The sequence below is a fragment of the uncultured Algibacter sp. genome (assembly GCF_947490405.1).
Lineage (GTDB): Bacteria > Bacteroidota > Bacteroidia > Flavobacteriales > Flavobacteriaceae > Algibacter_B.
Genome location: NZ_CANLGU010000002.1, coordinates 822,993 through 844,834, shown reverse-complemented (window position 1 = coordinate 844,834; position 21,842 = coordinate 822,993). Strand labels below are relative to the sequence as shown.

Annotated in this window: 22 protein-coding genes; 8 read left to right on the top strand and 14 right to left on the bottom strand. The window is 31.0% G+C overall.

Annotation, left to right across the window (positions count from 1 at the left end; genetic code table 11):
• Positions 1-17: 17 nt before the first annotated feature.
• Positions 18-1,724: a T9SS type B sorting domain-containing protein gene (locus Q0772_RS07650; RefSeq protein ID WP_298342367.1), complete on the top strand. Its 1,707-nt coding sequence runs from the start codon at positions 18-20 to the stop codon at positions 1,722-1,724.
• A 310-nt stretch (positions 1,725-2,034) separates the two neighbouring features.
• Positions 2,035-4,518, top strand: a complete 2,484-nt coding sequence (locus Q0772_RS07645) for a hypothetical protein (protein ID WP_298342365.1) — start codon at positions 2,035-2,037, stop codon at positions 4,516-4,518.
• A 5-nt stretch (positions 4,519-4,523) separates the two neighbouring features.
• On the opposite strand, the gene Q0772_RS07640 is transcribed toward Q0772_RS07645, so the two are convergent.
• The 4 genes from Q0772_RS07640 to yiaA form a co-directional block, all read right to left on the bottom strand.
• Positions 4,524-5,273 carry an alpha/beta fold hydrolase gene (locus Q0772_RS07640; protein WP_298342362.1) on the bottom strand — a complete coding sequence of 250 codons (750 nt, stop codon included), beginning with the start codon at positions 5,271-5,273 and terminating at the stop codon, positions 4,524-4,526.
• Positions 5,274-5,307: 34 nt separating this feature from the next.
• On the bottom strand, positions 5,308-6,186 hold the full coding sequence (locus Q0772_RS07635; RefSeq protein ID WP_298342360.1) for an alpha/beta fold hydrolase: 879 nt from the start codon (positions 6,184-6,186) through the stop codon (positions 5,308-5,310).
• Between the two features lie 39 nt (positions 6,187-6,225).
• Positions 6,226-6,921, bottom strand: coding sequence for a CPBP family intramembrane glutamic endopeptidase (locus Q0772_RS07630; protein WP_298342357.1), 696 nt, complete (start codon positions 6,919-6,921; stop codon positions 6,226-6,228).
• A gap of 116 nt (positions 6,922-7,037) precedes the next feature.
• Positions 7,038-7,520, bottom strand: coding sequence for an inner membrane protein YiaA (gene yiaA / locus Q0772_RS07625; protein WP_298342354.1), 483 nt, complete (start codon positions 7,518-7,520; stop codon positions 7,038-7,040).
• Positions 7,521-7,671: 151 nt separating this feature from the next.
• On the opposite strand from yiaA, the gene Q0772_RS07620 reads away from it, so the two are divergent.
• The 3 genes from Q0772_RS07620 to Q0772_RS07610 all read left to right on the top strand — a co-directional run bounded on the left by Q0772_RS07620 (position 7,672) and on the right by Q0772_RS07610 (position 11,164).
• Positions 7,672-9,192 carry a hypothetical protein gene (locus Q0772_RS07620; RefSeq protein ID WP_298342351.1) on the top strand — a complete coding sequence of 507 codons (1,521 nt, stop codon included), beginning with the start codon at positions 7,672-7,674 and terminating at the stop codon, positions 9,190-9,192.
• Between the two features lie 36 nt (positions 9,193-9,228).
• On the top strand, positions 9,229-10,446 hold the full coding sequence (locus tag Q0772_RS07615; RefSeq protein ID WP_298342348.1) for a hypothetical protein: 1,218 nt from the start codon (positions 9,229-9,231) through the stop codon (positions 10,444-10,446).
• A 253-nt stretch (positions 10,447-10,699) separates the two neighbouring features.
• Positions 10,700-11,164, top strand: a complete 465-nt coding sequence (locus Q0772_RS07610; RefSeq protein ID WP_298342346.1) for a hypothetical protein — start codon at positions 10,700-10,702, stop codon at positions 11,162-11,164.
• Between the two features lie 88 nt (positions 11,165-11,252).
• Here the strand turns inward: Q0772_RS07610 and Q0772_RS07605 are convergent, their stop codons facing one another.
• From Q0772_RS07605 to Q0772_RS07580, 6 genes are read right to left on the bottom strand one after another with little or no spacing between them, the layout of a single operon-like run.
• Positions 11,253-12,266 (bottom strand): NAD-dependent epimerase/dehydratase family protein, encoded by a 1,014-nt coding sequence (locus Q0772_RS07605; protein ID WP_298342342.1) that lies wholly within the window; start codon positions 12,264-12,266, stop codon positions 11,253-11,255.
• A gap of 60 nt (positions 12,267-12,326) precedes the next feature.
• A complete protein-coding gene (locus Q0772_RS07600; RefSeq protein ID WP_298342339.1) occupies positions 12,327-12,896 on the bottom strand; it encodes a Crp/Fnr family transcriptional regulator in 570 nt (189 codons plus the stop codon).
• A 36-nt stretch (positions 12,897-12,932) separates the two neighbouring features.
• Complete coding sequence (gene hemL, locus Q0772_RS07595) at positions 12,933-14,222, bottom strand: glutamate-1-semialdehyde 2,1-aminomutase (protein ID WP_298342336.1); 1,290 nt, start codon at positions 14,220-14,222, stop codon at positions 12,933-12,935.
• Positions 14,223-14,231: 9 nt separating this feature from the next.
• Complete coding sequence (locus Q0772_RS07590) at positions 14,232-15,023, bottom strand: glucosaminidase domain-containing protein (RefSeq protein WP_298342333.1); 792 nt, start codon at positions 15,021-15,023, stop codon at positions 14,232-14,234.
• A gap of 4 nt (positions 15,024-15,027) precedes the next feature.
• On the bottom strand, positions 15,028-15,936 hold the full coding sequence (locus tag Q0772_RS07585) for a pyridoxal-phosphate dependent enzyme (protein ID WP_298342330.1): 909 nt from the start codon (positions 15,934-15,936) through the stop codon (positions 15,028-15,030).
• Positions 15,926-16,264 (bottom strand): hypothetical protein, encoded by a 339-nt coding sequence (locus Q0772_RS07580; protein WP_298342327.1) that lies wholly within the window; start codon positions 16,262-16,264, stop codon positions 15,926-15,928. Before Q0772_RS07580 ends, Q0772_RS07585 begins: the two co-directional genes overlap by 11 nt.
• 49 nt (positions 16,265-16,313) lie before the next feature.
• On the opposite strand from Q0772_RS07580, the gene Q0772_RS07575 reads away from it, so the two are divergent.
• Both Q0772_RS07575 and Q0772_RS07570 read left to right on the top strand, forming a co-directional pair.
• Entirely contained in the window at positions 16,314-16,478 is a 165-nt protein-coding gene (locus tag Q0772_RS07575) for a DUF5522 domain-containing protein (protein WP_298342324.1), read from the top strand.
• 125 nt (positions 16,479-16,603) lie between these two features.
• On the top strand, positions 16,604-17,182 hold the full coding sequence (locus Q0772_RS07570; RefSeq protein WP_298342322.1) for a DUF4136 domain-containing protein: 579 nt from the start codon (positions 16,604-16,606) through the stop codon (positions 17,180-17,182).
• Here the strand turns inward: Q0772_RS07570 and Q0772_RS07565 are convergent.
• The 3 genes from Q0772_RS07565 to Q0772_RS07555 form a co-directional block, all read right to left on the bottom strand.
• Positions 17,179-17,463 (bottom strand): helix-turn-helix transcriptional regulator, encoded by a 285-nt coding sequence (locus tag Q0772_RS07565; protein WP_298342319.1) that lies wholly within the window; start codon positions 17,461-17,463, stop codon positions 17,179-17,181. The two genes, Q0772_RS07570 and Q0772_RS07565, sit on opposite strands and share 4 nt — an antisense overlap.
• Before the next feature lie 13 nt (positions 17,464-17,476).
• Complete coding sequence (locus tag Q0772_RS07560; protein ID WP_298342314.1) at positions 17,477-17,746, bottom strand: hypothetical protein; 270 nt, start codon at positions 17,744-17,746, stop codon at positions 17,477-17,479.
• A 194-nt stretch (positions 17,747-17,940) separates the two neighbouring features.
• Positions 17,941-19,044: a bestrophin family ion channel gene (locus Q0772_RS07555; RefSeq protein WP_298342311.1), complete on the bottom strand. Its 1,104-nt coding sequence runs from the start codon at positions 19,042-19,044 to the stop codon at positions 17,941-17,943.
• 163 nt (positions 19,045-19,207) lie between these two features.
• Here Q0772_RS07555 and Q0772_RS07550 point away from each other — a divergent pair, with 163 nt between their 5' ends.
• Positions 19,208-20,971 (top strand): aromatic amino acid hydroxylase, encoded by a 1,764-nt coding sequence (locus Q0772_RS07550; RefSeq protein ID WP_298342308.1) that lies wholly within the window; start codon positions 19,208-19,210, stop codon positions 20,969-20,971.
• Between the two features lie 34 nt (positions 20,972-21,005).
• Here the strand turns inward: Q0772_RS07550 and Q0772_RS07545 are convergent, their stop codons facing one another.
• Positions 21,006-21,758, bottom strand: a complete 753-nt coding sequence (locus Q0772_RS07545) for an enoyl-CoA hydratase/isomerase family protein (RefSeq protein WP_298342305.1) — start codon at positions 21,756-21,758, stop codon at positions 21,006-21,008.
• Positions 21,759-21,842 lie beyond the last annotated feature (84 nt).

Below are 21,842 nucleotides of genomic sequence, written 5' to 3'. Positions count from 1 at the left end.
AACTCAAATAGCTTTTATTGAAAAAATTATCCCAAATACTTATAATACTGTGTTTAAAACTATCGTTCTCCCAAGTTGAAGCTGTAGTAATTGATGCTGAAGGTTGGGCAAGAGGAGATTTTGTTGAAATTGGTGTTAGTAACATAGGTAGTTTTGGAGCAAACACAAGTAATAAACCAAATAGTTTTCATGATAATAGGGAGATGAATTTCAATAACCTTTTTGGGTTTATTGCTAACCCACAAAAAGATGGTTGGCTTGATTATGATGGAGATTATTTTGCTCCAGGAAATGCAGAAGAAGGTTTTACCATAGAGATAGATGGCATAAATTACAGCAACAACAGCCTTAACAAAAAAGAATCTTACGATATTATAGGTGAGGTTACTTCTGCTAGCACAATAACATCTAGTTGTTTTGATATATCTTCTCAATTAATTTGGGAAGGATCAGTAAATAACTTGCAAATAAAACGTTTCTTTAACTTAACAAAAGATGGGCTTTTTATTAAAATGACAACATTTCTGTATAATGATTCGGATGAATTAAAAAGAAATGTTTTTTTTATGCATAATGTAGACCCTGATAATAATCAAGCCATTGGCCACCCATACGAATTTAGAACAGATATACTTTTATTTTCTCAAGGAGATTTACCAGAAAACATCAGTTTAATTAAAGCATCTCAACCTCCTGAACCATTTATAGGTGATACTGATGGTTCTCATATAAGTTTTTATGCTAATGATAGAAGATCCAGAGTAGCATATGGAGGCTTCAGTAATAGATCTGCTTCTGATGTTTGGAATGGTATTTCTTTAAATTCGTCTGTAGGTGATCGCTCTGAGAGTATAGACCAATCTATATCTATTGCATTCAACTTAGGAGATATAGGTCCTTACGATAATATAGAATTCACCTATTACTACATTTTAGAAGATGTTAACACAAGTTTTGATCCTCCTATTATCGGTAATATATCGAGAATAGACCAAGGTTTATGTGGTCCTGGTAGCGGCGAAATACTTGTTGCTGGTTTAAAACCTAATGAAACTTATACCATAAGTTATAACTACGATAATATCATCGTACCAGCTGTAAATTATTCTACAAATGAATTTGGAAACTTTGTTATTCCTAGTCTTTCTGATGGCGTATATTCTAATTTCATTATTGAACAAAATAATTGCTCAACCACTATTAATGATACCATAGAAATTTTTAGAGAAAATCCCAATGGATCAATAGATGCTAAAGTTGTTATTTCTAAACAATTTTCCCCTAATCAAACTGCCAGAATTGTTATTTCTGAACCTAATAACTATAGATATAGACTTAATGACGGAGCATATCAAACCTCCTCTCTATTCAAGAATATACCTTTCGGTTTAAATAGGTTTTATATTATTGATTTTGAGGGATGTAACGAAACTCTTATTGAAAAAATCTCAGCGGGTTATTCGCCTTACTTTACACCAAATGGTGATGGCATTAATGATAATTGGTATATAAGAAATATTGAATCAATAATAATTAATAAAATATTTATTTTTAACAGATATGGGAAGTTATTAAAACAACTTGGAAAAAATAATGACAGTTGGGATGGCACTTTTAATAATGTACCAATGCCTACTGCTGGTTATTGGTTTACCGTCCATTACATTGACAATGATGAAAATATAGAGAAGTCTTTTAATGGTTATTTCACCTTAAAACGATAAACACAAACAAGAAAAAAGCAGCAAAGATTTAACTTTACTGCTTTTTCTAACTAACCATATATTGCTTAAACTAAACTCTGTACAAATAGAAGAATTTAATTTAAACCGTAAAAGTATTTTAGAAATGTTTAACAACATCTATCAACATTTTAGTCTTTCTTTAAGATTAGAAATTCTGTATGTTAATTTTTTAAGAAAAAAGCTCGTTAAATTAAACTAATATAGATGAATGTAGTCAAAAATATTTAAGAATTAATTAATACAAAAATCTACATCCATATTAATAGAAAAGATAATCTTTACAACAATTATGATTAAAAAAGCATCCTTATTTATTTCGATTTTAATTTTCGTATCCTTCACTCTGGTAAATAATTTTAGAGAACTTGTTATTGAAAAGCTTGAAAATTACCGTAATAATTATCCGGAAAAAATTTATATACAAACAGACAAACCTTATTATGCATTAGGAGATGATATCTGGTATAGTTCTTATTTGGTTAACGGTATATCACACAAAGCATCTAATACCAGCAATGTTGTTTATGTTGAATTAATAAATAGTAAAGACAGTATTGTTTCTAAAAAACAATTATGTGTTACTGATTTAAGTGTTGCTGGTGATTTCAAATTAAGAAAACGTTGGGAACCCGGAAATTATACACTTAGAGCTTATAGCAATTATATGCGCAATAAAGAGCAAGACTATTTCTTTCAAACTAATATTCCTGTACTAGATACATCAAAAAAGAATTTAACTTTTAATGGCGACACCAGTAAAAATTTTGAAATATCAAAAAACTCAATAAAATCAAATCTTGAAATTGGTTTTTATCCAGAAGGTGGTTATTTAGTAGACAATATCCCTTCAAAAATAGCGATAAAAGTAAAAGGCAAAAACTTTAAAGATGATGATGTTTTAGAGGGAGTAATAAAAGATTCTGACAATGAAATTATAACAACTTTTAAAACTTACAAATTTGGCCTAGGTTTAATAAAATTTACACCTGAAACAAATAAAAGTTATTTTGCTAGTATTATTATCAAAGACGATGAAGTTAAATATCCATTACCAAAGACACTACCTTCTGGTTACAATCTGGAGATTTCAAATAATGGGAAGCAAATTATTGTACAACTATCCTCAAACACAACTCTTGGGTTAAAAAATACATTTTTAGTAGCTCATCAAAGAGGAAACTTAATATATGAAAATTTACAAACTCAAGATACCACCTCTCAAAGAATTAGAATAGATACTAAATTTCTAAAAGATGGTGTTTCCAATTTCACTTTGTTTGATAGCACTGGAAAACCTGTCTGCGAAAGATTAGTTTATATTGACAATCCTGAAGACGATGTTGATGTAAACATCTCTCTTGATAAATCAACTCCTGCAACTCGAGATAAGGTTACCATGAAAATCAATTTAACTGATAATATTAATAGTCCGCAATACGGTAACTTATCCATGTCCGTTACCGATATTAATGCCATTAATCATGATACCAAAGATGAAAACATAAAAACCTATCTTTTATTAAACTCTGATTTAAGAGGCAAGATAGAAGACCCTGGTTATTTTTTCCAAAAAAAGGGTGATTACAAAAGAAGGTATCTTCTAGATTTAGTTATGTTAACACATGGTTGGAGACGTTTTAAATGGGAAGAACTACTCTACAATACACCTAATAAAAACCCAAAATTCAAACCAGAAAAAGGACTTTACATCTCTGGTATTACAACCGCTTTAAAAGGCTCTAGAAAACAAATCTCTGCAGCAACACGACTAACAATAATGCAAAAAAATATGCATCAAGAAAGTATGCAAGCAGATGCAAATGGACGTTTTAGATATGGACCTTATATATTCAATGATACAATAAAAGCTATGCTTGAAGCACGGGTAAAAGATTTTAATTCTGATCATGAAAAACTTAATAGGTTTGTTGATATTGGATTAAATGATCAGTTAAAAAATAGTCCTCCAATAAATAAATCAATCTACAACTATATCTTTAATAACATCAAGGATTCAACTAAATTGATAAATTACTTAGAACAAACAGAACTTAAACTAAAAATTGATACAGAATTCTCTAAAACAAGAACTAAGTTAGATGAAATAGTTATTACTGCCAAAAACACATCAAAAGAAGAAGAAGAACGAAACAAAGAAATACGAGAAAAAACATTATATGGAAATCCAAATCAGAGATTAGATTTGTCTAAAAATGAAGATCAGCGCATTTATAACGTTATGGATCTAATAAATCAATTACCTACTGTTGTGGCTTTTGACGATAATATTTCAATCAGAAATCAAGGACAAGCTAATATATTACTAGATGGCCAGAATGTTCAAGTGGAGGATATTTTATTTTTAACTGGTGATGATGTTGATTTTATTGATGTACTAGATGGCCCGCGTGCAGCAATTTTTCCGAATTCCGCAAATGGTGTTATAGCCATTTACTCAAGAACTGGTTCGTTTTCAAGCAATCAGAATGTAAAAAGAAGCCCCGGTATTACAAACTTTAGCGTAGCAGGATTTTATTCAACAAGAGAGTTTTATGCCCCTAATTATAGTGATGAATTTGAAAATTTTAGTAATTATCAAGATATAAGAACCACTTTACATTGGGAACCTAAAATTGTATTAAACCAAGCTTCAACTGAAGCAGAAGTTTCGTTCTACACAAGTGATGTAAAAAGCAGATACGCAATAAAAATTGAAGGCATAACACATACAGGAATCCCGGTTTATCATCTATCTACCATTGAAGTTGATTAAATTACTCATTTCAATACTTTATTCATATACTGATGATAAATTTCAAAAGCACTTAAGTCGCCATGGGTTCCACCTTCAATAGTCACAAAAGTGGTTTTTAATTTTGGAGAAGCTTCATATAGTTTTTTTGCAGACTGGTAAGGCACCACTTGATCTTTAGTACCATGAAGTATTAAAATAGGACACTTAACATCTTTTATAAATTGATAACTAAGGAGTTTATATTTTAAAAGTTGTTTTACAGGAAACATAGGAAACCTATATTGTGCCACATCTAAAACACTATAATAAGGGGTTTCCAAAATAAGTTGTTTTGGATTTTTTTTTGAAGCAATATTTGTAGCTAATCCACTTCCCAAAGAACGTCCATAAACAATAATTTCATCTTCAATATACATTGTCTTTAAATAATCATAACAGTATTGAGCATCATTATAAAGCGCCGCTTCACTTAGCTTACCTGTACTTTTTCCGTAAGTTCTATAATCCATAACCAATACATCATACTGCTTCTCAACAAAATATTCAGCTAAAATACCCCAACGCGATAAATCTCCTGCATTTCCATGAAAAAAAAGCACCACACCCTTTGGTTTTTCAATTTTAAAATGAATGGCGTTTATAATAGCCGTTTCATCAGTCTTCAGAAATAATTCCTCAAAAGAATAAGAAAATTGATACTGATAATCTTGTTCTAAAGTAGTAGGCAAAAACAATAACTTTTCTTGAAAAAAATACAATGCCGATGCAACCATAAGATAAATTGTAGTTAAAACAACAAATGCCCTTTTAAGCTTTTGTTTTAGTTGGTTTTGAGGAATGTTTAACATGAATACTTGTGGTTGATAAATCGATGCTTTGAGGCTTACTATTTAAAATCTCATGAATCATTTTGTGATAGGATTCAAAGTTATTCAAATTTTTATGTCCGCCACCAATAACCGTATGCAACTTGGTAAGTTTTGGATTTACTTTTGATAATTTCACACTAGTTTTATATGGAATTAAATTATCATTTGTACCATGAATGATATGAATAGGACACTTTACATATTTTAACCATTTGTATGTGGGTAGAGGATATTTTATAAGTAGTGATAGTGGCATAAACGGTGCATAACGTGCCGTAACTTTGGTTAAACTATAATATGGTGCATCAAGAATCAACATTTTTGGATCATTCATGGATGCTAATTTTGCAGCAAAACCTGAACCCAGCGACCTACCATACAATATAATTCTATCTTCAGTTGTGCGTTCTTTTATTTTATTATAAACCTCTTGTAAATCTCGTTTTATAGCTTTTTGAGAACGCCTACCAGTGCTTTTACCAAACCCACGATAATCAACCATCAAAACATTATAGCCATGTCTGGTAAAATCTACTGCAAACTTCCCCCAACCCTTTATACTTTTTGAATTTCCTTTTAAGTATAAAACAATGCCTTTTGATTGGATTTTGGGTTTAAACAAAATACCATTTATAGTAGCTCCATCTCTAGTTTCCAGATTATACTCTACGATATCTTGATTTTCATAGTAAAACTCAAAGTCTTTAGGTAACTTTTCAGGCTTAAACAACATGTAATCTTGCAAATAATACAAAGCAATACTAATTGTGACATACACAATTAGAACAATTACAAGAATATGTAACCAATATGGCATTACTAAAACTGTTTAATTACTAATATACAATAAATGAATTTAGAGAAAAAGCTTTAAGAAAACATCCTTAAATGGATCTTCGTCTAAAACTGTATAATAAAAAAACGCACCTAACCAACTATGAAAAAGCCCCATAACATAAAGGTTATTATTTTTTAAATACACAATACCGTAAAAAATTGCTAAGAAGAATGTGCCAATCATCAGCCATAATGAAGGGTAATGTACTATGGAAAATAACACCGCAGTAAATATTATAATTAAAACCTTATTGATTTTTACACTCTTGAGATGATTTAAATTTCCTGCTATTAGACCAATAGTTAAAAATTGTTGCATTACACCCCAAAGTGGATATGTAATCAAAATAGGAAAAATATGCCAACTTAAATTGATTGTACCTTGATTATATCCAATAACTAGAAAAGATATTATTGCTAAAATACCAAAAGGAAGAATCATCATTAAAGTTTCTTTAAAATTATCGAATCTGAACCCCCAATACTTCAAAACATCTTTTTCTTTCTTACATCTAGCCAAAATGTAAAGACTCCAGCATAATATCGCAAATACTACATAAAACAATCTGTAATCGAGTAAATCCATGAAAATGAATTTCCCTAATGCAGTAAATACAACTGCTAAAAGTTCAAGAAATCTTCTCGTATCTGGGACTGAAGGCATTAAATTTTCTGAAGAAAACTTCAACAATTCTTTAGTAAGTTTTGATTTCATAAATCATCAATTATTTTATTTTAAAACCTCGCAACCAAAAAGCCACGAGGTTTTGGGTTAACTAACCAATCATCAAAACAACCCATTATATTTTTTGCTTTGAGACCTTATTTAAACTATTTAGATTCATCATCATTCCTCTCAATATATTGCACATCTCTAGTGTTTTTCTGTACAGCAATAGCGGCAAATAGACTTAAAAGGAAAGACATCCCATAAAATCCTTTTTCACTTAAAAGTAAATCGGCATTCCAAAGCCCAATAACAAGAAGTACAATAGAAGCCATGGTTGTAAACCAACTAATACTATAATAAATATCAGTTACAGGAATATCTTCCATTTTATCTCTAACTGCTTTTTGAACAGAGATTACAGAGAATAAACCAAAAAGCAATATTGTAAAGTAATACCCTTTTTCGTTAAGCATCATATCCGCATTCCACAAACCAATACAATACGATGTCATACCAACTAACAAAGCAGTCCACGAAGCTCCTATGAATGCCGCTGTTGGTTTTTGATCATACACTTTAATTTCTTTTTTAACTTTTGTTTCTTTTGATTTTTCATCTATTGAAACTGTTGTTTGATAATTCATCTTTTTTGTTTTTAATGATTCTGATACAAAACTGCGAAATGCAATAGCACATAAAAACACAATATTTTTAAAAAACTGACGATATAAAAATTACTTATACACTATAAATAATTATATTTAATGACAATAAAAATTATTTACTGATTATTAAATGACTGAATTAAATACAATAATTTTAACTTTTTCTACCGAAGAACAACAAAAATTCATCTCATATTTAACAAAAAAGAACAAACGAAATGACACCAAAAACGTTGCATTATTTAAACTTCTATTAAAAAAAGAACAAAACTCAAATACTATTTGCAAGACACTTTATGGCAGTCAGAAAAAAGATGCTTACCACGCCTTAAGAAAACGCTTATATGAATCTTTAATAGATTTTACAGCAAACCAAAGTCTCCAAGAAGAGAATTCTACAGACATGCAAATCATTAAATACATACTAGCTGCCAAATCTTTTTTACAACAAAAACATTTTAAAATAGCTTATAAGATTTTAGACAAAGCAGAAAAACTGGCTAAAGCACATGATTTATTTCCGTTTTTAAATGAAATTTACAACACTCAAATTCAGTTTGCTCATGCATACCCTTTGGTAGATATAGACTCCCTTTCTTTAAAATTAAAAAACAATCAGAAAAACAGTCTATTAGAAGACGAACTCAATATTGTTTATGCTAAAATCAAGAAAACCTTAAATAGTATTTCATATCAAGCTAAAGTATTGGATTTTCAAACCATTTTAAATAATACTTTAAAAGCACATAAAATAAATTTAAACGATATTATATCATTTAAAGCATTATACCAATTAGTTACTATTTCAAGTATTTCAGCATTTATAACCAAAGATTATTTAAAAATAGAACCCTTTTTAATTTCTAATTATCATTCTATACTCACAAATAAAAACACAGAAAAACAAGGCTATTATCATATTCAAATTTTATACGCTATAGCCAACACCTTGTTCAGAAATAAAAAATTTAAAGAATCCTTATTCTATTTAGAACTTATGCTTCAACAAATGCTTTTACATAAAAAGAAGTATTATAGCATATTCAAATTAAAACACCTGCTACTAAAAGCTTTAAACGCAAACTACAATAACCAACAAGACCATGCTATAGAAATTCTAGAACCTATTATTGATAATAAACATCAAGACACAGAGGGATTGTTAGATATCCATTTAAGCTTAATTGTATTTCACTTTCAAAAAAATAATTTTAAAAAAGCACATAATCTACTTTCAAAATTCAAACATTCAGACCAATGGTATAAAGAAAAAGCAGGAATTGAGTGGGTTATTAAAAAAAATCTAGTTGAAATTTTACTTCATATAGAGTCACAAAATATAAATTTAGCTGAATCTAAATTTCGGAGCTTCAAAAGAAGTTACTACTCTTACTTAAAAAGTATAAAACAAGATCGAGTAATAACATATTTAGGCTTAGTTGAAATGTATTACAAGAACCCAAAACAAGTTACTTCAGAAGCTTTCAAAAATAAAGTTGAAAATGCTTTTGACTGGTTAGAAACACACAAAGAAGATATTTTTGTAATAAGTTTTTACAGCTGGTTAAAAAGCAAAATGAATAATGAAGGCTTATACAAAGCTACATTACAGTTAATAACTCAAGCACAAAAAGAATTAAACAATACCTAAATTACTTATTACTCAAACTTTATCTATTTTTACACAATGCTTAGAAAAAAACTTTTTATTGTATTCTGCTTATGTAGTTTCGTTATCGTTGCTCAAGAAAAAGATAGCTTATCAATAAAAAATGGCATTCAAAACCCCAGCCTTTTATCTACACATCACTTTGGAATATTTAGTTCTAGAATTAATACAAATTTTAAATATATTCCTTCCAAAACCCCAACATTATCATTCAACTATTCCAGCGGAAACACATTCCATCCTTTTGTGGAAGCCTATTTACCGAAAGACCCAGTGGTTCGCCAACAATTAAGTAAAATTAAATGGCATGACCGTCCTTTTAATTTCATCGACCAAGATATTACTCCTGCAGATTACATGAATATTGTTATAGATGCAGTTATTAAAGAGTTTAGAGTAAATGCTTCTTTCCCGATAAATAACCAACACGAGTTAGCAATTAATATGCGTAGTTACCTAATTACCAAAGGAAAACATCCATTTTCATTATTTACAAGTGATGAAAGCATTGAGTGGTTTCATTCAAACATTGCAGGAGGTGAAGACCCTTTTGGTAGACGTTACTACGGTTTAAATCAAGTTAATTTTACTTATCAAGACAGAAATGGAAGTACACTAAACCTTAATAACAACGCTTTTTTTATTGGCGGTTTCGAGTTTAGTCATTACTACTACCCCAAACTCAACATCAATAAAACCAAAAATATTTATCTAAATTTTGGCACGCATTTAAGCTGGAACACATCTAGGTTCAATGCTTCAATAGATGCAGGTCTGTCTGCTAATGCTATAAAAAAGCTCCCTCTGAGAAATAATTATGAGCTAAATTTTGCCTTCGGAGCCAACATACTTCGAAAAAATCTCATCAATTTTAAAGATGTTATTGATTTGGGTAACAACCGCTACCTTGGGACTGTTGAAGGAGAAGTTGAAATTACCAAATACACAAAAAAAGGCAACTTCAACGCTTTTGGCATAAACTATCAAGCACAATCACGTTACAATAAAAAAGACGAAACCGATTACTTTAAACTTCTAGGTAAATGGCGCGAAATTAATGCTGGATGGCAAAACGGTGTTTTTACTCTTTACGAACCTTTAGTTACTTGGAATTTTATCTACACATACGGCACGCCTAAATTCTTGCTCAACCTTTTTCTAAAACAAGATTTTTTGGTAAATAATGCTCCAGATTTACAAACAGGTATTAATTTAAAAATCCCTTTTTTAAAGTAATCCTGATGTTACCGCAAGAGTGGCTTTACTAACTAATTTCTGTTTAAATTAATAAATTCGTGAAGATTAATATTTCACTACTAAACCTCTCTTTCATTGGGGCTTTCAAACATACCAATCAACTCCTTACGCAAATCCGTTTCCACATTCAAAATGCTCAAATAGTGTTAATGTCACGTTAAAATATGAATAGTAATTAAACCTTTTTAAAAAGTAAAAGTCCAAAGAACAAACACAATAAAAACATAATACCATGAGAAAAATTTTAATTCTTGCATTAGCTATGTTCGCATTGCAAGCTACTGCGCAACAGCATAACAAAAAAGGAAACAAAGGAGAAAGAGCCAATAAAATGATGAATCTTTCTGCCGAAGAAATTGCAACACTGCAAACAAAAAAAATGACCTTATTTTTAGATTTAAACGAATCGCAACAAGCCAAGATTCAAAAAATCAATCTAGAAAACGCTACCAAAAGAAAATCCATGATGGAGGCACGTAAAGCCCAAAAAGAAAATGGAGAATTTAAAAAACCATCACAAGAAGAGCGTTTAAAAATGGCCAATGCTAAATTAGACCATAAAATTGCTATGAAGGCAAAAATGAAAGATATTTTAAACGACGAGCAATATGCAAAATGGGAAAAGGCTCAAGCTCGTATGGCTATGAAAAGAAAAGACAAAGGAGAAAAAAGAGCAAAAGGAAAGAAAAAGCAATAACGATTTTATTATTTTGATTATAGTTTAATTGATGTTAAAAATGCCTTCTATAGCCTTAGGAGGCGTTTTTATTTATCATTGTATGGTTCTATAATATTTTATTTTCTTTCCAATCATTTTTTAAATATTTTAGAGCATCTTCAAAAGCCTTTTTTGAGGACTTAGGATTAAAATTTAAATCTTTCCTTGATTTTCTTATATCATAATCTTGCTTTAAACCATAAAACATATCCAAGTAATGCCTTTGCAATAGAGGTTCTTTTCCAGTAATTTTACTACTAAACTCCATTAAACTAGCAGTAAAATATAACACCCATTTTGGTGCTTTTTTAGGAGTTTTTAATTTTAGTTCAGGATACAGATCAGAAGCTATTTTTACACTTTCTTGTAATGTTGTATGCATCTCGTTAGATAAAATATACCTCTCACCATCCTTACCTTTCATCATTGCGCTATACATCCCCAAAGCTACGTCTTTTACATCTACCCAGTTTAAAGTAATATTGGTATCTACAGGTATTTCTCCATTTAAAACTTGTAACACAAGGTTATTAGAATAACTTAATTTATAAGCTATAGAACCAATCATAGCAGAAGGTAAAACTAGAACAGTTCTAATGGCGTATTTTATTCCCAATTCTAATGCTAATTTATCTGAGTCATTTTTAGAATTATAATACCAATTTCTTCTATCTTTATTATACCCATTAGCGACATTGGCTGGCAATATTGTAAAATCTAAACTAGCAACTGAACTTACATATACGATATTTTTAATACCACATGCTTTTGCAATATCGAACACATTTTGGGTTCCCTGCATATTATTATCATAAATTTCTGCTTTAGGATTTTTAGCCCACAAACTAAAATTTGCAGCAACTGCATATAAGTTAGTAACTCCCTGAAATGCTTTTCTTAGAGATTTCCTATCGGTAATATCAGCTTGAACAACTTCGCAATCTAATCCTTTAAAGGGTTCTTTATTGCTAAGATTCCTGACTGTTGTTCTTACTTTTAGTTTTTCTGAAAGTAAAAGCCTAACTAAGTTGTTACCTAAATGTCCATTTCCTCCTGTTACTAATGAAATTTCGCTGCTCATGCTTGTGTATTTAATTTGAGCAAATTTCAAAAACTACTAAGGATTTAAATATAACATTTGTTAGAAAGCGATTTGTTTGCGAATACGACTTAAAGATTGAGGCTCCATTCCTAAAAAAGAAGCGATATTATCAATAGAAACATTTAAAGCTAATTTCGGGTGTTGATTTACAAATTTTAGGTAACGCTCTTTAGCTGTTAATATTTGAAAATCTTTAACACGCTGTAGCTTACAACTTAAGTGTTCATTGGTAATTTCTTTTACAAATGCACTCCAAAACTCAGTCTCATTTTGTAAAATATCAAAATCTGGTTTCGAAATTTTTACAAGCTTACAATTTGTAATAGTTTCGAAATAATCTAACGAGGGTGTTTCAGTCATAAAACTATCTAAAGATGTAAAAAAATCATGTTCAGCAACTAAATGTTGCACAACAATCTTTCCATCAATATTTTGATATCCTTTTACAATACCATGACTTAAAAAATAAACATATCGTTCTACTTTACCTGCTTTTAGGAGACTAGTTTGCGCTGGAATTTCTTCATAAACAAAATATTTTTTGATTAAATCAATATCGTTTTGTTCTATATTAGTTCGAGATTTTATATAATCAATTAAGCAATCCATTCTTAAGTTATAATGATATAAGACAATATCCTAGGGTTACTTTAATGTTTTGGCAACTTTATCTACAGCATCTATAGTAAAATCTAAATCCTCATAACTTAATGCATCTGTTAAAAACCAAGTTTCAAAAGCACTAGGAGCTATATATACCCCAGCATTTAGCATACCGTGAAAGAATTTTTTAAATGTATCATTATTGCCTTTTGCAGCTGTATCAAAGTCAATAACATCTGCTTCATCAAAATGCACAGAAATCATAGAACCTACTCTGTTTATAGTATGCATGATACTATTATCATTCAAAACTTTAGCAATACCTTCGTGCAAATACACTGTTTTTTCTTTAAGCCTATTAAATACATCAGTATCTGTATTTAATTCTGTAAGCATAGCTAATCCAGCTGCCATTGCCAATGGATTCCCACTTAGTGTTCCCGCCTGATATACAGGCCCTAAAGGCGCTAAATGGTTCATAATTTCATTTCTAGCAGCAAAGGCACCAACTGGCAACCCACCACCAATCACTTTACCAAAACATACAATATCAGCTTGTATTCCAAACAATTCTTGTGCACCACCTTTAGCTAAACGAAATCCCGTCATCACCTCATCAAAAACTAATAATATATCATTGGCATCACATAAATCTCTTAATGCTTGCAAAAAGCCTTCTTTAGGTGGAATACACCCCATATTTCCGGCAACAGGCTCAATGATAATACAGGCTATTTCATTCTTATTAGAATTTATAAGCTCAGATACATTATCAATATCATTATATCTAGCCAGCAACGTATCCTTAGCGGTTCCTTGTGTAACACCCGGACTATTAGGTGTCCCAAATGTGCTTGCACCACTCCCTGCTTGAATTAAAAACGAATCCGAATGCCCGTGATAACAACCTGCAAACTTGATAATTTTATCCTTCCCTGTAAAACCTCTTGCTAAACGCACCGCACTCATACAAGCCTCTGTTCCAGAATTAACAAAGCGAATTTTATCAATATTGGGCACCATAGACACCGCTAATTCTGCAATTTGAGTTTCAATTTCTGTTGGCATCCCAAACGATGTTCCTTTCTTAGCTTTTTCAACAACTGCATTTACAACAGGTTCGTGGGCATGCCCCAAAATCATAGGTCCCCAAGAATTGATATAATCAATCAAACGATTGCCATCAGCATCATACAAATAAGCCCCTTTAGCCTCGTCAACAAAAATTGGAGTTCCGCCAACTCCTTTAAACGCTCTAACCGGAGAGTTTACTCCTCCTGGAATCACTTTTTCTGCTTCAGCGAACAACGCACTGCTTCTCTTATAAATCATGAATTCTTATTAATTTTTTGATGATGGTTTTACAACTAATACTTGCCCAATACTTAAAGCTGAATCACGTAAACCATTTATATTTTGAAGTTTTTCTACTGAAATATTATAGCGTTTGGAAATAGAATACAAAGTATCACCCTTAACAACTGTATAAGTCACTGCCTCATTAACCTCGGGGCTTTTATATTTAACATAAGTATCACCCATAACTTCTTTATCAAACTCATACAACTTATAACGCTCAATTAAACTAATAAGCTTTTGTGGGTATTTTTTATCGGTAGCATATCCAGCTGCTTTCAAACCTTTTGCCCAACCTTTATAGTCTTCTTTTTTTAATTTAAAAAGTTTCGAATAACGCTTTCGCTCAGATAAAAACAACGAATGGTCTCTAAAAGAATATTTAGCATCCTTATACTTTCTGAAACACTCTTGTTTTTCATCATCATCATGATAAATCTTTTTTCCAGACCAACCATGACACTTTATACCAAAGTGATTATTTGCTTCAACAGATAACCTACCCTTTCCTGAGCCAGATTCTAGAATTCCTTGTGCTAAAGTGATACTCGCTGGTATACCATACAAACTCATTTCTTGCTGTGCAGTAACTTTGTGTATATCTATGTAACGCTCGGTATTATTGGCATAAACTTTAGTTGGTTTTTCAACTTTATCGTTTTCATTTTTATTTACAGGTGTTACCGTGTCATTAGGTTTTTTAGTTACAATTCCTTTTTTAGATTTACAACTAAATACCATAAGCGATACAAACAAAACAACAACTAATCTACTCATTATTTTAAATGATTACAGATAACTTCTTACTTTTTAAAGTAACATTCATACCTTCAATACCCTGCAATCCTCCTGTATGAATTACAAGTATTTTAGACCCCTTTGAAAAATAATTATTATCAATTAAATCCATAATCCCGAATAACATTTTTCCTGTATAAATAGGATCTAAAGGCACATCAAAATCTTTTTTAAACTGATTGATAAACGTTACTAATTTCTCATTTATTTTAGCATAACCCCCAAAATGATAATCAGTAATTAACTTCCAATTGTTTTTCGTTACAAATTTACTAATATCTTCCTTCAAAAAGCTCCCTTTTAGAGCAGGAAAACCTAAAACTTGTTGACTGGGTTTTGAACAATTTATAAGTCCCGAAATTGTCCCGCCAGTACCTACTGCACAACAAACATAATTGAACACCTCATCATCAGGAGTTAAAATTTCTTCACACCCCTTAACAGCTAGGGCATTTGTCCCTCCCTCTGGAATTGTATAAAACACTCCATATTCATCCTTTAAATTCTTTAAAAACGCTTTTGAAGTTTTATTTCTATAAGACTCTCTGGTAACAAACTTAAATTGCATCCCTTTTTCTTTTGCAAAACTTAAAGTGGCATTAGTAGGCACCATATCTTCTAACTCTTCACCCCTTATGACTCCAATAGTTTTAAATCCTAATAAACTCCCTGCTGCTGCCACAGCAGCTATATGATTTGAAAATGCACCACCAAAAGTAAGTAAGGTTTTAAAACCAAGTTTTTTAGCTGCATCAAGATTATATTTAAGCTTTCTGTACTTATTTCCTGAAACAAAAGGATGAATTTTATCCTCACGTTTTATATAAAGTTCAACAGTTTTATTTGATAAATTTATCCGCTGATTAACACTATGTTCAAGCTTAAATATCATGACTACGAAGGTACTTTAAAAAACTCCAAAAAGGCCGATTATTAAGATATTCTAAATCGGCTTCATTGAAATAAGCTTCTCTTTCAAAAGAAATATTTCTATACGCTTTTTGCCAACTTTTATATTGCACTAACTTGAATAAAAACTCTATACAGTAGAATACATAAAATGGCAAAAGCAATAATTCTACCTGTTGCCTTAAATGAATTTTCTCGTGATTAATCAAAACACTATTCAATTTTAATGCTTTATATTTTAAAAAAACAAAAGGAAAGATGGCTATTCCAGTATAACCTTTTGGCACTAAATATTTTGAGATAAAAACCATGATTATACACGTTCAAAAATCAATCCAATTTACATTATCTTTGCTAATAATGAAAAAGATTATCCCCATTGAAGAAGGCGACTACTACCTAACACCAGAAGGTTATCGTTGTTTTACCGAACAATACCATTTAAAGCGTGGTTATTGCTGTCAAAGTGGTTGTAGGCATTGCCCTTATGGTTATAACAAAGCGACTAACTCTATAAAAAAGTAACTATACCCTGTAAAAACACAAGTATCTTGGTATGATTATTGATAATATTTACATACTAAGTTATTAAAAAAAAGCTGCTAAGAATATACTTTTTATACAGCTATGGCAACCTAAAAAATTGTATTATGAAAAAAATTATTAAAACATTACCACTTTTAGCATTGTTTATAGTGGTATCATCTTGTAGCTCCATTAGAGTAGCTGCAGACTACGACAGAGAGGCAACTTTTAACGATTACAAAACCTTTGCTTTTTTTAAAACAGGAATAGATAAAGCTGAAATTAGCGATTTAGATAAGCGCAGAATTTTAAGAGCTATTGAAGCCGAACTTTTAGCTAAAGGTTTTACAAAATCTGAAAAACCAGATATCTTAGTAAGTTTATTTACAAAATCGCAACAACGTGTAAATGTTTACAATAATGCCTGGGGTGCTGGCGCCTGGGGCTGGGGCGGATGGGGCCCTTGGGGTGGCTTTGGTCCTGGTTGGGGCTGGGGTTGGAATAATCAACCAGCAGTTTCCACAAGTGTTCAAGGGCACTTATATATTGATCTTATTGATGCAGATAAAAAAGAATTAGTGTGGCAAGGTATGGGCACAGGCTATTTAAGCAGAAATATGGATAAGAAAGAAGCCCGAATAAAAGAATTTGTTACCAAAATCATGGAGAAATATCCTCCTGACACAAAAAAAGAATCCCTTTAATAGTGGATTCCTTTTTTTTCTTTAGAGTAATATTTTTCTAGTAATTCTTTTATATCATCAGCTTCTTTACTTTCTGCAAATGCAGTCATTATCATCAAGGGTAAAGGTTCGTTTAAAATTACAGATAGAGTTTGTAAAGTTTTAAATGAAGCATTTTTAGTTCCAGCTTCTATGTGATACAAACTAGATTTAGCTATGCCTGTTTTTTTAGACAGTTCAATAATTGAGAGATTTTCTCTTTCTCTTAAACCCTTAATGACTTTGCCTATGTTGTAAGTCATTTTATTTATTTTATTAAATTCCTAATATATTTTTTAAATGATTAACAAAACCAAGTAAAACATCGATTGGCATATTATCTGGTGTTTCATATTTTATAATAAATTCTAAAATAGTTCTGAAAAGAATTTTTTGATATTCTTGAGTTTCAAAAACATCATAATCTTTACTTATCACCTTTAAATTTTCAATCGCTTCGGAAATTGATTCTTCTCCACCAGATTCTAATAATCTTATTATGTTCTTTAAGTCATTTTCGTAAACTTTAATTCTTTTGTTTTTCATGAGGGTTAAGTTTTTGTAATGGTTCGCCAGCAATAATTAATAAAACTAAATTTTTCATAATGATAAGGTTTAATGGGTTAATATTTATTTTTACATATGTTACTAAAGTAATAAAAAAATTCTACTAAAAGTAGACAAAATCTACTTTTAGTAGAATTTTAACATTTTATAACTAAATTTTTAAGTATAAGTAATTACATCACAATATCATTCTCCCATTTATAAGGTTCAGGGATATCGGTATCATCTATAAGTTGTCTGATATCAATTTCTATACCTCTACTCATATCTGTAATAGGAATATCATTTGGTCCACCTTCAAAAGGGTTCTCTGTATTTTCTCCAATAGCTTCCATGGTATGAAACACCCAAGAAATTAATGCACTAAAGGGTATAGAAAACCACACAAAATGCTTTGCTATAAACTCTTGTATTAAATGCCCTAGAGAAGTATGAGATTGATGGTTTGCTAAATCTTCTAGAATATGGTCGCCAATAGATTCAAAACCCTCCATAATTCCAAACGGCAATAGAATAATAAATATCCATACAAAAAGATAATTTAAAGTAGCAAACTGCCTTGGGTATGGAAAATTTTTAATGCGCTCGCTCTTTCCTTGTAAGGTATAAAATTCAACAAGCATATTTGCCATTTCCATGTGCCTAAAATCTTCAATTAAACCTTCATTCATAAGTGTTTTTAGATGTCTTGACTGAATTCCTAAAATTTGAGAGGCTTGATTTCCTTTTGCAAATATTTCTTTGAATTCATCTTCAGAAAGATAGTCTTTAATGGCATCTTCCACTATAATTTCATCTTCACATACTCTAAAATGATTGCTTCTAAATTCTGCATTTTGTTTTCCTTGCTTTAAATGCATCTCCCATGGCTTATCTTGCCTTAATTGATACCTTAGAGCTGTTAACCAAGCTACATGCCTATGCACCAATTTACGTTTTATAGCTTGTAATTCCGTGTCTGTTCTTTTCTTCTTTGCATGTGTATTATCAATAAAATCCTTAACCATAATTGTCCAAGAACGAGAAGCGTTAACAATACCGCCCCAAATTTTTCGAGCCTCCCATAACCTATCATAAGACGCATTATTTTTAAAACTTACAATAAATGCCACAGCGGTACCTAAAACACCTAATGGTAACCATGGCACATGCAACCACTTTAGCCCAACAACATCAAATAATACAACTGGTATTAGCGCAATTAATAAAAACAAAAAAATATGTCTACGCGTCCATTTTAAAACACCTCTTACAGGAAATATTCGTCTAGTATACATGAAGTTTGATTAAAAAATTAGGTGTTCTAAATATATGGAAATCTTTAAGGTTTTCTTAAACAGAATAAACTAATAGGTTCTAATATTGAAAGAAAACCTAAATTTCACGATATATAGTGAATAATTCGTATTTTTATAAAGGATTTACATGTAAAAATTAAAGATGTCGAAATTATTTGAATCTAACGAAATTCTTCAAAAGCTACCAAAGCATTTGAAACAGTTTATAAAACCTCAAAATTATGAGGATTATTCTGCTATTAATCAAGCAGTATGGCGATATGTTATGCGAAAAAATGTAGATTTCTTAAGCACTGTTGCTCATCATTCTTACTTAAAAGGCTTAAAACAAACAGGTATTTCAATTGATAGTATTCCAAATATGTATGGCATGAACCGTATTTTAAAAGATATAGGTTGGGCAGCTGTTGCTGTTGATGGATTTATTCCTCCAAATGCCTTTATGGAATTTCAAGCTTACAATGTTTTAGTTATAGCTAGCGATATCCGACAATTAGAACATATTGAATACACCCCTGCACCAGATATTATTCATGAGGGTGCAGGACATGCTCCTATTATCGCAAACCCTGAGTATGCTGAGTACTTAAGGCGTTTTGGAGAAATTGGAAGCAAAGCGATTTCATCAGCAAAAGATTATGAATTATATGAAGCCGTAAGGTATTTATCCATAATAAAAGAAGCTCCAACTTCCAAAGAAGATGATATCGCTTCCGCGGAAGCTAAAGTAGAAGCTTTACAAAAAAATATGGGAGAACCCAGTGAAATGGCACTCATTAGAAACTTACATTGGTGGACCGTAGAGTATGGCTTAATTGGAAGCCTTGAAAACCCAAAAATATATGGAGCAGGTCTGCTTTCATCAATAGGTGAAAGTGCTTGGTGCATGACCAACGAAGTTATAAAACTACCTTATAATATTAATGCTACGTATAAAGATTTTGATATTACCAAACCACAACCACAACTATACGTAACACCAGATTTTGCAAATTTAAGTTTGATATTGGAGGAATATGCAAACACTATGGCACTGCGTAGAGGCGGTCTTTCTGGAGTTAATAAGCTAATAGAATCAAACGCATTAGGAACAATCGAACTGAGTACAGGGCTTCAAATTTCTGGAGTTTTTAATCATACTATTGAACACGAAGGCAAACCCATTTATATTCAAACTATTGGAAAAACTGCTTTAGCTTATCGCGAAAAAGAACTTGTTGGCCAAGGTACACATTCACATCTAGAGGGTTTTGGTTCTCCTATCGGAAAATTAAAAGGGATTAACCTTGCTATTGAAGATATGAGTCCGCGAGATTTAGCTGCTTATAATATTTACGAAGAACGCATTGTAAACTTAGAATTTGAAGGTGGCATTAAGGTTTCTGGAGAAATTATTACTGGAAAACGAAACCTTCAAGGTAAAATTATACTTATCAGTTTTAAAAACTGCGCCGTTACACACAACGAAACTATATTATTTAAACCTGAATGGGGTAATTATGATATGGCTGTTGGAAAAGATATTGTTTCTGCCTTTTCTGGACCTGCTGATTTGAGTAGTTTTGATTTAATAACACACAAAACTTCTTCAAACACCATTCATATTGAAAAATCTAAAGAACAATTGGCTCTTGAAGTATTATACCAACAAGTTAGAGATTATCGAGAAGGCACAAACAAAACCATATCAAGAACGAAAGTTTTAGAGCAACTTATAGATGAGCATCCAAATGATTGGTTGTTACCTGTTGAACTTTATGAACTAGCCCAAATTGGAAATGAAAGAGAATTAAGCGAAAAAATCATGAACCACCTAGAATCAATCAAACAAAACAAACCTCAAGTTGGACATTTGATTGATGATGGGTTGAGTATTGTGAGGAATGATAAAATTAATAATCATTAAATTTTAAAACAAGCTTAAAATAACAAACAAAACCCTATCTAAACCGCTTTAATGTGTGTTTTGTAAACTCACTTAAAACAAGTCTTCCACTCATTTCAGCACGTTCAGATAATAAATCATCCCAATGATCAGTGCCTTTCCAAAATACTTTTTTCATTTCGCTTAATGCTTCTGGGTTATATGCAGCTAACTTTTCTGCTAAAGTTTTAACTGCATCATCTAATACTTCAGTAGTTTCAAAAACATCAGCATACAAACCTTTATCTTTAGCAAATTGTGGCGTGAAAAAAGTTTCCGCATCAATAGTCATTTGAGACATCGCTGTAACCCCTATTTTTCTAGATACTGCAGGCTCTATTACAAAAGGCCCTATGCCTATACTTAACTCGCTTAATCGTATGGACGCGTATTGAGTAGCCAAACAATAATCTGTTGCAGCTGCCAAACCAACACCACCACCTACGGTTTTTCCTTGTACTCTTCCAATAATTAATTTGGGGCATTTCCTAATTGCATTAATAACGTTAGCAAAACCCATAAAAAATTGTTTTCCAGCAGTTTCATTATCAATAGCAATTACTTCATTAAAGCTAGCTCCAGCACAAAACGTCCTATCTCCACCGCTTTTTAAAACAATAACATTCACAGCATTATTATTACCTGTTTCAATAATTGTTTTTTCTAATTCAGATAAAACATGACTAGGCATTGAATTTCTATTTGGGTGAAAAAACTCAATATAACCTACTTTATTTTCAATAGTTAATGTAACATATGCGTTTTCCATGAATAACATTGTATTTACTTGGATTTAATATACACGAAAATATAAAATTAAGACTTAGTTCCTGTGATTAGTTATTTAAATAAT